Origin of the sequence: Okeania sp. SIO2C2 (assembly GCF_010692625.1) — a bacterium.
Lineage (GTDB): Bacteria > Cyanobacteriota > Cyanobacteriia > Cyanobacteriales > Microcoleaceae > Okeania > Okeania hirsuta.
In genome coordinates this window covers 319,239-333,457 of sequence record NZ_JAAHGM010000009.1, presented here as the reverse complement: position 1 = coordinate 333,457, position 14,219 = coordinate 319,239, and the positions used below count along the sequence as shown (strand labels likewise).

Sequence of the window (14,219 nt, the reverse complement as noted above, 5' to 3'; positions counted from 1 at the left end):
CACTAATTCACGAATTAAATAAAAGCATCTATCTCTCTGTGTATCAATATAAAAATAATTCAAATATTTGGGAATTTGAGGATGATGCAAATTGGCAATAACTTTAGCTTCCCTCTCAAAAAGTTCTAATATTTTCCAGTATTTTGCTTGTTGTAAAGAAACAGCTTTAAGTGCTACTCGCTGATAATTTGTCAGGTCTTCTGCTTCATAAGTAATTCCCATGCCTCCCTGTCCTAAAGCAGTGACAATGCGATATCGTTGAGCAATAATATCATTAGGTTGGTGTAGGGTCATGTTCACTATCCTGTAAAAAATATTTATTCTATTTCACTCCTGACTAACTCAGGTTAATCCAATATTTTCCTGATTTGCTAAGGAATTTCCCCGCACTAATTCACGAATTAAATAAAAGCATCTATCTCTCTGTGTATCAATATAAAAATAATTCAAATATTTGGGAATTTGAGGATGATGCAAATTGGCAATAACTTTAGCTTCCCTCTCAAAAAGTTCTAATATTTTCCAGTATTTTGCTTGTTGTAAAGAAACAGCTTTAAGTGCTACTCGCTGATAATTTGTCAGGTCTTCTGCTTCATAAGTAATTCCCATGCCTCCCTGTCCTAAAGCAGTGACAATGCGATATCGTTGAGCAATAATATTATTAGGTTGGTGTAGGGTCATTTCAGTTATCAGTTAACAGTTATTAGTATCTCCTACAGTTTGCTTGCGCAGCATTCCGTAGGAAAGCAGGAGGTATGAGACCAGAAATGTTCGGTCATATTTACTATTATATCGATCTGGAAAAAACTTATCCTCTTGCCTAAACAATAAATATTTCTATTTTCCCTACTCCCCTACTATTTTAATAACCGGACATGGTATAAAGTGGCAAATAATTATTAATTTTATTAATCATGCAAATTCAGATTCAAACATTTACTGTCCATAAAAGATTTCCTTTAACTATTAGTCGAGGAACTACTGCCGAAAGTAATAATATTTTGGTAAAAATACAACAAGAAGGTATCGAAGGTTGGGGGGAAGCTTCACCTTTTTCTGCAGGGAAAAAACCACAAACTACAAAAATTTTACAGCAAACTTTAGAGCAACTTACCCCTACTCTAAAAAAGTTTACTCCACTTGACCGACAACAAATAGAGCAAGTATTGATAGAGTTAGAAATACCATCAGCAGCTAGGGCAGCTATTGATATGGCCTTGCATGACTGGGTAGGTAAAAAAGTCGGGTTGCCTTTATGGCGACTTTGGGGGTTAGAACGAAATCACATTGTTCCCATCTCAGTTACTATTGGTATCAGTACCCCCGAAACTGCTAAACAGAGAGTGCGAAACTGGCTAAAATTTATTGATGCACGGGTGTTGAAAGTAAAATTAGGTAGTCCGGAAGGTATTGAAGCAGACCAAGCAATGTTGATGGCGGTCAAAGAAGAAGCACCCGCAGATGCTTTGTTATATGTAGATGCTAATGGGGGTTGGAGTCTGGAGGATGCAGTCAAAATGTGCGACTGGTTGGCGACAGTTGGGGTTATTTATGTTGAACAACCGTTAGCTGCTGTTTCGGCGATCGCCGATCTACCTCATCTTTACAGTCGATCGCCCTTACCTATTTTTGTAGATGAAAGTTGTTTTACTGCTAAGGATATTCCTATTTTAGCAGAAATGGTGCATGGCATTAATATTAAGTTGATGAAGTCTGGGGGGTTAACTGAGGCAATGCGGATGGTTTATGTAGCTAAAGCTTGTGGGTTGAAGGTAATGTTTGGTTGTTATTCTGATAGTTGCTTGGCAAATACAGCAGCAGCACAACTTGCTCCACTCGCGGATTATTTGGACTTGGATAGTCATCTCAATTTGATTGACGATCCGTTTATTGGTGCGGCGATGGAAAAAGGGCGGTTGTTGCCGAATGGTTTACCTGGGTTGGGAGTTTGTCTGAATGATGGAATGATATCAAATCCGGTTAAACAGTTATAGAATGGTTAACTCAGGAGGAGTCAGGAGTCAGGATTCAGGAGGAGAGAGAATTACAAAGATGAGCGTAGTTATGACAATTGGAGAATTTTTTTATGTCCAATAAAGCGGATTTGATATGATCGAGACTTACGCACAGGCACTAAATCGAGTGAGGACGCCATTCGGAGCTTTGCGGAGCGCAAATGCCATTTGCTTCCCATAACTATCGTTAACGCCCCTACATATGGCGTTTTTAAGGTTAATTTGCGTAAGTTCTGTTGGTATTATGAGGGATGGCAGTGGGAGCATCTTGCTCCCGTGCTTTGTTACCAACATAGCTCCATTGTTCGCTTTTTCCTTCTTCCTTCTTCAGTCAATTTAACTGCACCTCTTTTCTAACATCTATTAATACTTTATTGCCTCGAGTCAAACTATACTGACTCTTCCATTTACCCAGAGCAAGTGGACGCTGAGAATTATTACGTTTTCCTGCATATCCTACCCATGTTTTATTGGCAGATTTAATTTCTGTTTTATTGTCTATAACCTGCTCGCCATTAGGAGCGAATAATTGATAATGCTCCATATCTCCAGGCAAAACACCGTATATTTGTACCCAAAATATTAATGCTGCAATATCTCCAGGTAACACTGTGTCGTAAAATTTGCCTTTCCATAAATCATCCATCGTAGGTGCTTCCCCAGCAAACCCAGTCGGAATAATACCAGTTGGTTTATAACTCAACGGTTGTTGCCAGATTGGGTTACGAGGAGTATTGCAACCACTCTCAGCATTAACTCCTACAAATGGGTCTACTATTTTTCCCTGATATCTAAAACTCAAATGTACGTGAGGGAAAGAAGCTAAACCAGATTCTCCTACCATTCCTAATTGAGTACCTGCTTCAACAACTGTTCCTGGTTTAACGACAACGCTACTATTGCGCAGATGGCAAGACTGAGTTTCCCAACCATTACCATGATCTATTACGACTCCGTTACCGCATTCAATGCCATCAACTGCATCTTTATCTGCCTGATTTTTTACCCGTTTGTCAGGTATTCCATCTCGCACTCTTAATACTTTACCTGGAGCTACTGCTTCTACAGGTACACCTCTGGCCATTATTTTTTCATCGGGTATAGCAAAGTCTGTTCCTTTATGACCGTCGTAAGTTTGCCGACCGCAGCCAAAATCTACTGCTTTTGGACTGGGGTCGCGATCGCTGTACAATAGAATAAAGCAGTCTTGGTCTAAGTTACATTTTATGGGTAGGTCAAATTTGGAGTTTGGTACTTGAGCAATAGACTTATCAGTAATAGAATTTTCAAATAGTACAGTGTTGGCGTTAGCATTATAGCTGGCTAATATTATGACTAATATTGTGAGGAAGGTGTAAAAAATTTTTTTCAGTTTCATAAGTTTTTTATCCTCTAAAATTCATCAGTTGAATAATTAACAATTACTTATCCTTAAAACAGATAAGATTGGCTAAAATAATTTTTTTTCTTTATTTTTCCTTGATGCCTAGAGACTTTAAATCTTAATTATTCGGTGAAATAATAGTCATTAGATTAATGGTTTAATTTGATCTGCTATTTTGGGAGCATCCTCTAAAATATCTTCCAAAAGTTCATCAGGAAGATTAGCATAGCTCTCACTTTGTTTATTATTCATTATTAAAAATCTATAAATAATATTTGTTATTTTGATGGTTATTTTGACAATTTCCAAGTGTAGTATGACTTTTAATAAATTGTACAGGTAATATAGAATCCGGTTATACAGTGTATGTTTATAACTCTATAATTACTTCAATATCCCAACTTTATAATAACTATTCAACTGGATTTGATATGAGTTTGTATACTCTTAAAAAATTTCCACAGCCTAAATTCTTAATGCATGACTTTTGACTTTTCTTGCCATACGATAATTAATTATCCGGATTCTATATAATCCCTATGAAAAGTCGTCATAGTAACTATAGGAAGCAATCTCATGTCACCCCTGAGATTGCTTCCTTCCAAAAGTTTCAGTTGCAATGACCTACAATAATTAATTATCGAGATTTAAAATAATACCAAATCCAGTTGTCAAAATTTTCAGGCATAAATTTGCCGTTAGAGTTTTCAAATAGACATCTCCGGAAATTAAAAATAAAATCAATTCTTATCTATAAATTGTCAATTATTTCTCCCTGTTCCCAGTTAAGTGTTCCCTATTCCCTCTTTTCTGGAGATGTCTAATATAGTTTTGCCGTTGTGAGAAAACAAAACTATAAATGATACTTTTTGCTTCTTTATTCTTCTATCCTAACTAACATCAAAAATATGATAACCCCATGCAGGTAAATCCAAATATAAACCTCGTGAAACCAAATTATCTCCCAAATGATCGTAACTCACCTCATTCATTAAATCTTGCAGTCGATACGTTTCACCCCTGAGACTCTCAAATGGCAACCGAACATAACATTGTCCTTGATAAGAAGCATAGTTAACAGTTATCAACAACAGTCGCTCATCTTTTCCTTCCCAACTGAAAGCAATAAAATTATTCCATGTGAAATTTCCTTCCCATGCAGCAACACATTCAAGTAATTGCCAATTTCCCTCATGGAAAATATCCAGAGCTAAAGAATCTAATAATTGATGGTAAAATCTCTCTATGTGTCGAACAGTAGCTTCTTCAGGAGCATAACATAAGTGCATCGAAATTTTTTTAGACCAACCTTGTAACTGACCTTGATGGAAAAAACGTAAACCAGGGGTAAAATAAGTCAAAATGGCAGCAGCTTCATGAACTCTTGGTGGAAAATCTGCATTTGCCCTGGGTTCATCGTGATTTTCCATAAACCGTGCTAACTTACTTTGAAAATCAAGACCAACATAAAGATGTTCTCTGACTGGAACTGCCTGCTGTTGATGGAGGCGATCGTATAAGCGTTTGTCATAAGTGAAATTAAATCCTAACTGTTGCAATTCCCACTCCAAATCCCAATATACTTCTGCCATAAAGATAAAATCTGGATATTGCTGTTTAATTTGGGAAATTGCATTAGGCCAAAACGGTTGCACTGGAATACCCCAAGTCTGCTCAAAAATATCTGGCAGTATTAGCATTGCCATATCGCAGCGAACACCATCGCACAAATGAGCAATATTGGATAATTCTGCTAACATCCTCTCCTGTAATTTGGGGTTGCCGTAGTTCAGTTGCAAAGTATCAGACCAACCTGGAAAAAAGGGGTCTCTTCCATGAGCAAATATTTGGCTACCTGTTGGCAATTCTATTCGTATATAGTTTTGGGGTTCTCGTTCAAGATCGGCCTGGGTTCCCTGAACATAAAAGTCAGGATTTGTTTGTACCCAAGGATGGTCGGGGGCGGTATGGTTGGGGACAAAATCAAGCATGAGTTTTAATCCCTTTTTATGGAGGCGATCGCGCAGTCGTAACATAGCTGCATTGTCACCAAGATTTTCATGGATGTGATAACCAGTTACCGCAAAACAAGACCCGCAAATATAATCTTCTTGGAACTCATCATCAAAAAGTTCTATAGCTTCCTTTCGCACATCAGGATTTGCACGAGAGATATCTCGTGCCATTATTCCTGTTTGCCAAACTCCTAAAAAGTATACCCAGTTAAATCCCCAGTGTACTATTTGGTCTAATTCTGGATCGGGAATATCATCTAAGGTGGCGCGACGACCAAACTTTTGGGATAGTTGATTGAGCCAGATACGAGTATTTAACTGATACAACGAAGGATTCATCATAGAGAGAAGAAGGAAAGAGTTAGAAATATAGCGCTATGCACTAGGGAACAGGGAACAGGGAATAGCGAAGTTTCAACAATTAATAAATTATTAATTATTAATTATTACCTCTCCTTGAAAAGAAGAGGATTGACTAATCATGAACATTTTTCTTCTCTTGGTCGATTGGATATGGCGAGGAGACCCGTTCTTGCAGACCCGCTCCGAAGATCGCCATCCCACCCTTCGGGAAGCTGCGCTAACGACCGCTTATTATCCCTTTAAAAGGGGAGGCTTTAAACCACAATTTTTCGGTAAAAGGGTTTTCGGTGCGGAATCCGTCACGAAACAGGATTGAAAAATGTCCTAACCAATTCTTGTAGTGCTATAGTTTTCTTCTTTTTATCATTTTGGCCAAGAAAAATTCCATATATTTAGTAATACCAAGTTTGGTTGATGATTTTCAATTTTTCACTGGCTGGATTTAGTATAAAACTTCAAAATAAAGATAAATCTAACTCAAGTCCTGGCAAAATATTTTCTCCAGACAAATGAGCGGGAAGTTGGACAGTCTCAACTGCTTTAGTGGGGCGATATATTTCTGTTTGCTGTTGTTGAGGATTAATTAACCACTCCAACTGCAACCCACTATCGACATATTCCTGCATTTTTTCTTGAATTAATTCTAGTGTATCAGTACGTGAACGTAGTTCAATCACAAAATCAGGACACATCAAAGGAAACTTTTCTTGTTCTTTTTCGCTCACAGCTGCCCGCAGCATCAGAGGAGCGATCGCCTCTTTCTCATCATCTTTGCGGAGATGGTCATTGATACTAGATACAGCATCAAATTGCTGTTTTTGGAGTACAGCGTTGCCAAATTAGATGTCCAGTCACCTGCTTATTACCGATCGTCAAGGGAGGTGTAGTCAATGATAAATGATTCTCTATAAATTCAAAGAAGCGTTCTTGGTTTGTACCAACCCAGTTAGGAAATAAAGAGGCTTTAACATGGTGAATTACTTTTTGATCCTTAATTTCATAGCTACCACAATAGGATAAATATGTTTGTATAGCGGCAATTTTCTCCTTTGTGCTACCTCCGAGAAAATCTTCAGAGGAAAACTTAGGGCGATTTGCAGCCATAATCACCACCGACATATATCCGTCTTCTGCGTACATGAGATACCCAATCATATCTTGACCATATGGGTAGCTCACCTCACCATTTGTATCTTTGAGTTCAAAAGATACCAGTCGCCAAGTTCCGACAAACTGATTTTGTGTCATTTGAGTTCCTGATTTTGTTTTGAATAAATTAACATTTGATACCACTGTTCAGTTGACCCACTCATTTAAACCATTTATTTTTTGGTCTCCTTTCATCCAACTTCCGATATACATCTCGCAACTCAACATTATGTTGGGCAAGAGCAACTAAAGTATGGTAAAACAAATCTGCCACCTCCGAAGCGATCGCCTCTTTCTCATCATCCTTACACGCCATAACTACCTCCGCTGACTCTTCCCCAATTTTCTTCAGAATCTTATTATCTCCCCCGGCAAATAATTTACAAGTATAAGAACCCTCCTGGGGATGGTCGCGGCGATCGCAAATCACATCAAAAAGCTGAGATAACATATTCGCAGGAGGCTTAACAACCTCCTCATTGACCAGATGAAAACAACTCCTCTCTCCCTTATGGCAGGCAATATCTCCGACCTGTTCCACTCCTACTAACAAAGTATCGCTGTCACAGTCGTAGCGTATCCACTGAATATTCTGAAAATGACCAGAAGTTGCCCCTTTGTGCCAAAACTGCTGACGAGAACGACTCCAAAACCAAGTTTGCCCTGTTTCTAGAGTTTTTTGCAATGCTCCCTGATTCATCCAGGCCATCATTAACACTGTACCATCTAAATAATCTTGAACAATAGCAGGCACAAGTCCTTGTTCATTGTAACGAACCTGCTCCACTGGAATTGATTGACTTAAAGCTACTGGTTCGGAGGTAGACATAATTTGCCAAAAAAATCTATTTGTATACTCGAAGTCTAGGATATCTTCTGAGTATTTTCTGAATATTTAATTTTAAGTTTTAATTTATTTTTTTATCGCTTATATCATACAATAAATAAATTGTCAAAAAAAGCTTCATAATTCTCCAAGATTAACTATAAATATGCCCCTAGGGCAATGATACAATTACCTAAATATACATAAGGTTTATTTTAATTTGGTGATAACATAAAATCCCCCGTAGGGATTGAAACAAACACAAATGAAGGAGATTAACTTGGTAGTTACTACACTCAACACAACTAAATCTGAAGAAATTTTTGCAGCAGCCCAAAAACTCATGCCTGGGGGAGTAAGTTCCCCGGTCAGAGCATTTAAGTCTGTTGGTGGCCAACCAATTGTATTCGATCAAGTCAAGGGAGCATATATCTGGGATGTTGATGGCAATCAATATATTGACTATGTTGGTACTTGGGGACCTGCTATCTGTGGTCATGCTCACCCAGATGTATTAAATTCCCTCAAAGAAGTTCTGGAAAAAGGCACCAGCTTTGGCGCACCCTGTGCTTTAGAAAATATCTTGGCTGAAATGGTTATTGATGCTGTACCTAGCATCGAAATGGTCCGCTTTGTCAATTCTGGTACAGAAGCTTGTATGGCCGTACTGCGTTTAATGAGAGCTTTTACAGGTAGAGACAAAGTCATCAAATTTGAAGGTTGTTATCATGGCCACGCTGATATGTTCCTCGTTAAAGCTGGTTCTGGTGTGGCAACTCTGGGTCTGCCAGACTCTCCTGGAGTCCCTAAGTCTGTTACTAGCAATACCCTAACTGCTCCCTACAACGACTTAGAAGCAGTTAAGCAACTTTTTGCCGACAACCCTGACCAAATTTCTGGTGTTATCCTCGAACCAGTAGTTGGTAACTCTGGATTTATTATCCCAGATGCAGGTTTCTTAGAAGGGTTACGGATGATTACTCAAGACAATGATGCTTTACTGGTGTTTGACGAAGTTATGACTGGCTTTCGTATTGCTTATGGTGGTGCTCAGGAAAAATTTCAGGTTACTCCAGACCTAACAACTTTAGGCAAAATTATTGGTGGTGGTTTGCCTGTAGGAGCTTATGGTGGTCGCGAGGATATTATGTCAATGGTAGCCCCAGCAGGCCCAATGTATCAAGCAGGTACTCTGTCTGGTAATCCTCTAGCTATGACTGCTGGTATTAAGACTCTGGAGTTACTAAAGGAACCAGGTACCTATGAAAAGTTAGATAAAATTACTAAAAGACTTGCTGATGGCTTATTAGCGGTTGGAAAAGAAACTGGTAATCCTATTTGTGGTGGGCATATTAGTGCAATGTTTGGTATCTTTTTCAATAAAGGCCCAGTTCACGATTATGATGATGCCAAAAAGTCTGATTTGAGTAAGTTTAGCAAGTTCCATCGTGGAATGTTGGAGCGAGGAATTTATCTAGCACCTTCTCAATTTGAAGCAGGTTTTACTTCTTTAGCTCACACAGAGGAAGATATTGACAAAACTTTAACTGCGGCAAAAGAAGTTATGTCTAGTCTTTGACATATTCCCGACGCTGCGCGATTGCGACAACGGGGGATTATTCAACCCGCACGCGGAGTTGCAGTTTATACAGAAGACCTCTCCGGAAAAGAGGGAGTAGGGGTCGTCGAATCAATCAATATGGTCAGTTAGAAACTGATCAAGAATGGTGGATTTTAGCTGAGTTGGATCAAACTGCTGCTACCTTTAGTTTGCGCGATCCTTAGCTTGCCTAGTGAACTGACACAGGTAAAATAGTGCAATAGATTTAAGGAACATTAAAATGAAATTTCTGATTAATAAAGATGAGAAACTTGATCGCCTTGTTTGCTTCGATATGTCTCTGTTTTTCAATGTGGTTTCCAGCTCCTGCTTTCGCTGCTGAAAACCCTTCTCTGCCAAACTACAAAGTCACGCCAGATGTGACCTACGGTCAAGGGGAAATTGTTAGAGAAGGCGAATCGATCTTGCGCGACTTGTGGATGGATGTCTACGAGCCCCTTGCAAAAACAAAAAAAATGCGACCCGCTGTCATTTTTACCTTCGGTGGCTCGTTCCATCGTGGCAGTCCGCGCACCACCTTCGACGTAGGCGGAGCACAAGATACGTCGGCGGGCGATTATTGCCAAAATTTGCAATGCAAGGCTATGTTTGCTTCGCGATCGATTATCGGCTGATGCCCGAAAACCCAGTTCCCTCGGGAGACGGTTACACGGAAGACGATATCGACATGACGAAAGTTGGCCTCACGCTCCCTGGCGTCAATAAGATTCGTGCCTCGGCGTTGCTGAAATGTAATGGTAAGTAGCTGAAGGTAAAATTGAAAAACTTATGTTTTACGTTGATACTTAATCTAAAAATCATTACCATTCAGCAACGCCCGTGCCTCGATAGACCTCGGTCCTCTGGATATTGACGACCCCAAAGATCTGAAATTGATGACCGATGGCGTTCTGTCGGCTACCGAAGATCTGCGTACCGCCGTCCAACATATCCGCGAATCAGCCAGGATATACAACATCGATCCCGATAGCATTGTCCTCGGTGGATTTTCCGCCGGGGCCATAACCAGTTTGATCGTTGCCCATGGCATGCACGAACCGATAGCGGGTCTTTTCATGTTGTCTGGTAGTATCCTTGGCTTGGATATCCTCAAGATGGTAACCCCAGCATCGGCTACCCCGCCGATTCTCATGTTCCAAAGCCAGATGGATTTGGAACCCTCCATCATTTCAACGCCCATGCTGATGGATCGCTACCAGGAAGTTGGTGTTCCCTATGAGTTTGCTTGGGTTCCTGCTTCTGGACACTACTACACATCGGGCGCAACTAGCCTCGCTGGAGACGGATCGAGGTTGTCGATCGAGCAACGTATCGTGCAGTTTATCGAGGAGGTTGTAGGTGAGTCGCCCTCGCACGAGTGAAAGTGAAATAAGACAATGTAGAGAAGTTTTTGAGAAATGGTATTAAGATGGTGGTAATGCATTGTAATTATTTTTGTTAGGAGACACGGTAATGGGAGCATTTTGCTCCCGTACTATCTTATATTTACTATTACTATGCAGGACTACCTACTAAAATTTCTCTGTTCAAAGCTATTGTGCACCTTCAGAAGAGAATTCTGCGACTCAAATGAACGACTAGGAACTTAACAGCTCGTTACAACCGCGCTCCGTTCTAACACCCTTATTATCCCAAGTGTATTAGGTAATCATTGACATCCTCCCGACGCTGCTCTTACGAGACAGCGCGGGATTCCTAACCATCACTGATTAGGGGAAAGAATTGATATAGCAATCCTAAATTGGTTGTGACAATTTTTATGCATAGTTAATTTGAACTGAAAATCTTTAAAATTCTGACTCCTGACTTCTGACTCCTGACTCCTAACTGCCACCAAAATATTACAACTTAAATAGGATTGCTATATAGTGTGATAATTGATTTTATTTTTATCCATAAATTATCAATTATTCCTCACTATCCCAAGTTTCATGTTCCCTGTTCCCTGTTCCCTATTCCCTCTTTTTATATTTAACAAATGCTTCATAGAATTTGGCAATGGCTAAAAAATTTATGGACAAAACTTTTGGGGTTATTTTCTCAGTCTCATCTAGATTTATCTGAGGAAACTCAACCAATTTCTGAATCTTTGCCCCCACTGACAGATACAGATTACGATTTTTTGTTTGGTCAACTATTGGAGGGTGTTGCCCAAGGTTGGCAGTCCGATCGCGTACAGAGATTTTTTGATGAATTAGGAGAAAGGGGTAAACCTGAACTTTGGCAGCAATGGTTGCAACGGTTTGGAGAAAGGTTATTAGCTTCCCCTAAACCTAATGATGAGTTAGCTCAGAGAATGGTAGGGTTTGCTGAATTGACGCGATCGCTACCTTCTCTACAATCTTTGGGAGCAATGGGTCACAACATTGGTACTCAACTTTTAAGTAGGGATGATAGTGGGGCGATCTGGGAATATGATGGACTTGATGTTGGTGTTTCTCCACCTCTACAAACATTTGTGAGTGAAGAAAAAGATGATGATGCCATGTCAGAATTAGTAGTTAAACTTCAGGAAAACCCTAATTTATTAGCAACAGTTGCCCAACAGTTAGGGGTACAAACGAGTGACCCTAGAGTAGTTATTCAGGCAATGGTTAGTCAGCTTGGGGTAGGAGTGGAAAATCAAGCACAGTCTGCTGAGAGTAATGCTGAAATATGGGCGAAGTTGGGTTTAGAGCAAGCTAAAGCAGGAGATTTACTTGGAGCAGTTGATAGTTGGGAAAGCGCTCTGACTCTAAAGCCAGATTACCATCAAGTTTGGTACAATCGTGGGAAAGCTTTAGTACAACTAGAAAGGTGGGAAGAAGCGATCGCTAGCCATGATAAAGCAATAGAAATTAAGTCTGATGATTATTTGGCTTGGAATAACCGTGCTGAAGCACTGGGAAAGTTAGGAAGGTGGCAAGAGGCGATCGCTAGTTGTGACAAGGCTCTAAAAATTAAGGTAGATTATTATTTGGCTTGGTATAATAAAGCTAGTTTTCTAGTTAACTTAGGAAGTTTAACAGAAGCTATTGGTTGTTATAACAAGGCTTTAGAAATTAAACCTAATTTTGACAATGGTTGGTATGAGCGGGGGAATGTTTTGAGAGATTTAGGTTTAATGGAAGAAGCTAATAAAAGTTGGGAGCGCGCTAGGGAAATAAAGTCTAATTGACTACTTTAGAGACTAAAGTCATAGAAATTCTGAGCTAATAGACATCTGGTAAAAATCAAAAATCAAATCAATTATCGTACAGAAATTATTAATTATATCAAATCCGTTTAATTCGGTATAAAAAAATGTTCCATCTTCAACCATTACCAAATATTTCCCCATCTCCCCATCTCCCCATCTCCCCATCTCCCCATCTAATTACACCGATGCTACCGGATTTGATATTATTTCCCCCTCCATACCTATTCCCTATTCCCTCTTTTCTGGAGATGTCTAATAGACATCTGGTGAAAAAGATATAGACTTTTTGCGCATAGTAGGCAACAGGCAACAAGGGAAGAGATTTTTAGGAAAAAGGTACGAAAAATGATTTAGGGAAGTGAATTTTACAACTCTAGCTTATATTAAACAAAGGGCAAGTTTATTTTCTGGAGATATCTAATAGTCTTAAATAGGATAAATCTTTATTTTTTTATTTCTTTTAAAATAGTTAGGGAAAAGATAACTAGATAGAAATATGACTATGACACAACTGCTAGGTCCAAAAGCTCCAGCTTTGATTCAACTCCTTCAGTGGGTAGCCAAACCCTTGACATTTATGGAAAAATGTGCTAAGGAATATGGAGACGCATTTCAAGTAAAATTGAATTATCCAATGGTATTTATCAGTCATCCGAAGGCCATTGAAGAGATTCTCAAGACTAATCCCAAACAGTTTGATTCTGGTGTAGGAAATCAGTTTTTGCAGCCACTATTGGGAGATAGCTCCCTAGCTTTGCTTGATGGTACTCTCCACCAACGTCAACGTCAACTATTAATGCCACCCTTTCATGGGGCTATCAACAGTATTAAAATAATTGGACAAAGTTAAACATAAATAGACATTTACTGTGATATAATAGATTTATGTCTAACTTATTAAACTATTAAAAGAGGTGGCAAATCAATTGAAATGCAATCAATTAAGACTAAATTAAAAGTTAATAATAAGCAAAAAACACTACGATATCAGAGCAGATGCACTACATAAACTCACTTCATGGTTAGCTAAAAACCACAGCACCATAGTAATTGAGGACTTAAACGTAAGTGGAATGCTCAAAAAGCGGTGCGACCCCGCGACGACGTCAGCTCGCTTGCGGAACGCGCACCAAGACATCATAAACTAGCAAGTGCCATAGCAGACTGTGGTTTTTATGAGTTTAAACGTCAGCTTACATACAAATGTGAATGGTACGGTAGTAAATTAGTAATAGCGGATAGATATTATCCAAGTTCTCAAATATGTTCAAACTGTGGGCATCAACAGAAAATGCCATTGCACTTGAGAACTTATGTTAGCGCAGCTTTGCGTTAGCAAATGTAGTGAATGCGGTTTTGAAGTTGATAGAGATTTTAACGCTGCTATCAACCTGAAAAACTATGCGTATCAGTAGCTTGAGTTCCAAGCGAATTTAAGCCTGTGGAGAAGATAAGTTACAGACTGCGGTCAGTGGTCTTCACAGAAGCAGGAAGCTAGCTCCAAAGCTCATGCAATCGTGTATGGGTAAGTTTGGGTAAGTTTAGTAGAACGGAACGAATGCAAGCTTATGGTGAGTTAATTTGCGCGATCGCTGAAAAAGTAGCTAGTAAGTGGGTAGTAGAGCAGCCATTTTCTATGAGAGAATCAACTCAAGAGATATCTTGAAA

At 39.3% G+C, this 14,219-nt stretch carries 14 protein-coding genes and 2 pseudogenes; 8 read left to right on the top strand and 8 right to left on the bottom strand.

All coding sequences use genetic code 11. The features are described 5' to 3' along the window. Together F6K18_RS10675 and F6K18_RS10670 are read right to left on the bottom strand one after the other, a co-directional pair. Window positions 1-294, bottom strand: a pseudogene (locus tag F6K18_RS10675) (serine/threonine protein kinase); the annotation flags it as partial. A gap of 48 nt (window positions 295-342) precedes the next feature. Continuing rightward, window positions 343-681, bottom strand: coding sequence for a protein kinase (locus F6K18_RS10670; protein ID WP_287520719.1), 339 nt, complete (start codon window positions 679-681; stop codon window positions 343-345). A gap of 233 nt (window positions 682-914) precedes the next feature. Here F6K18_RS10670 and F6K18_RS10665 point away from each other — a divergent pair, with 233 nt between their 5' ends. After that, window positions 915-1,994: a dipeptide epimerase gene (locus F6K18_RS10665; RefSeq protein ID WP_287520717.1), complete on the top strand. Its 1,080-nt coding sequence runs from the start codon at window positions 915-917 to the stop codon at window positions 1,992-1,994. A gap of 352 nt (window positions 1,995-2,346) precedes the next feature. Here F6K18_RS10665 and F6K18_RS10660 read toward each other — a convergent pair whose 3' ends face one another. The 5 genes from F6K18_RS10660 to hisIE all read right to left on the bottom strand — a co-directional run bounded on the left by F6K18_RS10660 (window position 2,347) and on the right by hisIE (window position 7,755). Then, the gene (locus F6K18_RS10660; protein WP_287520716.1) at window positions 2,347-3,393 is read right to left on the bottom strand and encodes a M23 family metallopeptidase; all 1,047 of its coding nucleotides are present in this window, start codon (window positions 3,391-3,393) and stop codon (window positions 2,347-2,349) included. An 896-nt stretch (window positions 3,394-4,289) separates the two neighbouring features. Beyond that, window positions 4,290-5,756 carry an alpha-amylase family glycosyl hydrolase gene (locus F6K18_RS10655; RefSeq protein ID WP_287520714.1) on the bottom strand — a complete coding sequence of 489 codons (1,467 nt, stop codon included), beginning with the start codon at window positions 5,754-5,756 and terminating at the stop codon, window positions 4,290-4,292. A gap of 476 nt (window positions 5,757-6,232) precedes the next feature. After that, the gene (locus F6K18_RS10650; RefSeq protein ID WP_353735048.1) at window positions 6,233-6,502 is read right to left on the bottom strand and encodes a Uma2 family endonuclease; all 270 of its coding nucleotides are present in this window, start codon (window positions 6,500-6,502) and stop codon (window positions 6,233-6,235) included. A 79-nt stretch (window positions 6,503-6,581) separates the two neighbouring features. Next, complete coding sequence (locus F6K18_RS10645) at window positions 6,582-7,025, bottom strand: lipocalin-like domain-containing protein (RefSeq protein ID WP_287520712.1); 444 nt, start codon at window positions 7,023-7,025, stop codon at window positions 6,582-6,584. A gap of 61 nt (window positions 7,026-7,086) precedes the next feature. Further along, the gene (gene hisIE / locus F6K18_RS10640; protein WP_287520710.1) at window positions 7,087-7,755 is read right to left on the bottom strand and encodes a bifunctional phosphoribosyl-AMP cyclohydrolase/phosphoribosyl-ATP diphosphatase HisIE; all 669 of its coding nucleotides are present in this window, start codon (window positions 7,753-7,755) and stop codon (window positions 7,087-7,089) included. A gap of 277 nt (window positions 7,756-8,032) precedes the next feature. Here hisIE and hemL point away from each other — a divergent pair, with 277 nt between their 5' ends. From hemL to F6K18_RS10620, 4 genes are all read left to right on the top strand, one after another. Beyond that, complete coding sequence (hemL, locus tag F6K18_RS10635; RefSeq protein WP_287520743.1) at window positions 8,033-9,331, top strand: glutamate-1-semialdehyde 2,1-aminomutase; 1,299 nt, start codon at window positions 8,033-8,035, stop codon at window positions 9,329-9,331. 332 nt (window positions 9,332-9,663) lie between these two features. Beyond that, on the top strand, window positions 9,664-9,987 hold the full coding sequence (locus F6K18_RS10630; RefSeq protein ID WP_287520709.1) for a hypothetical protein: 324 nt from the start codon (window positions 9,664-9,666) through the stop codon (window positions 9,985-9,987). Window positions 9,988-10,248: 261 nt separating this feature from the next. Next, on the top strand, window positions 10,249-10,734 hold the full coding sequence (locus F6K18_RS10625) for an alpha/beta hydrolase fold domain-containing protein (RefSeq protein ID WP_287520707.1): 486 nt from the start codon (window positions 10,249-10,251) through the stop codon (window positions 10,732-10,734). Between the two features lie 617 nt (window positions 10,735-11,351). Continuing rightward, on the top strand, window positions 11,352-12,530 hold the full coding sequence (locus F6K18_RS10620; protein WP_287520705.1) for a tetratricopeptide repeat protein: 1,179 nt from the start codon (window positions 11,352-11,354) through the stop codon (window positions 12,528-12,530). Between the two features lie 136 nt (window positions 12,531-12,666). Here F6K18_RS10620 and F6K18_RS10615 read toward each other — a convergent pair whose 3' ends face one another. Further along, window positions 12,667-12,861, bottom strand: a complete 195-nt coding sequence (locus F6K18_RS10615; protein WP_124147266.1) for a hypothetical protein — start codon at window positions 12,859-12,861, stop codon at window positions 12,667-12,669. Window positions 12,862-13,047: 186 nt separating this feature from the next. On the opposite strand from F6K18_RS10615, the gene F6K18_RS10610 reads away from it, so the two are divergent. From F6K18_RS10610 to F6K18_RS36555, 3 genes and pseudogenes are all read left to right on the top strand, one after another. Beyond that, on the top strand, window positions 13,048-13,401 hold the full coding sequence (locus F6K18_RS10610; protein WP_287520703.1) for a cytochrome P450: 354 nt from the start codon (window positions 13,048-13,050) through the stop codon (window positions 13,399-13,401). A 133-nt stretch (window positions 13,402-13,534) separates the two neighbouring features. Beyond that, a pseudogene (locus tag F6K18_RS10605) lies at window positions 13,535-13,966 on the top strand (RNA-guided endonuclease InsQ/TnpB family protein); the annotation flags it as partial. Window positions 13,967-14,082: 116 nt separating this feature from the next. Further along, a complete protein-coding gene (locus tag F6K18_RS36555) occupies window positions 14,083-14,217 on the top strand; it encodes a hypothetical protein (RefSeq protein WP_353735047.1) in 135 nt (44 codons plus the stop codon). Window positions 14,218-14,219: the final 2 nt, after the last annotated feature.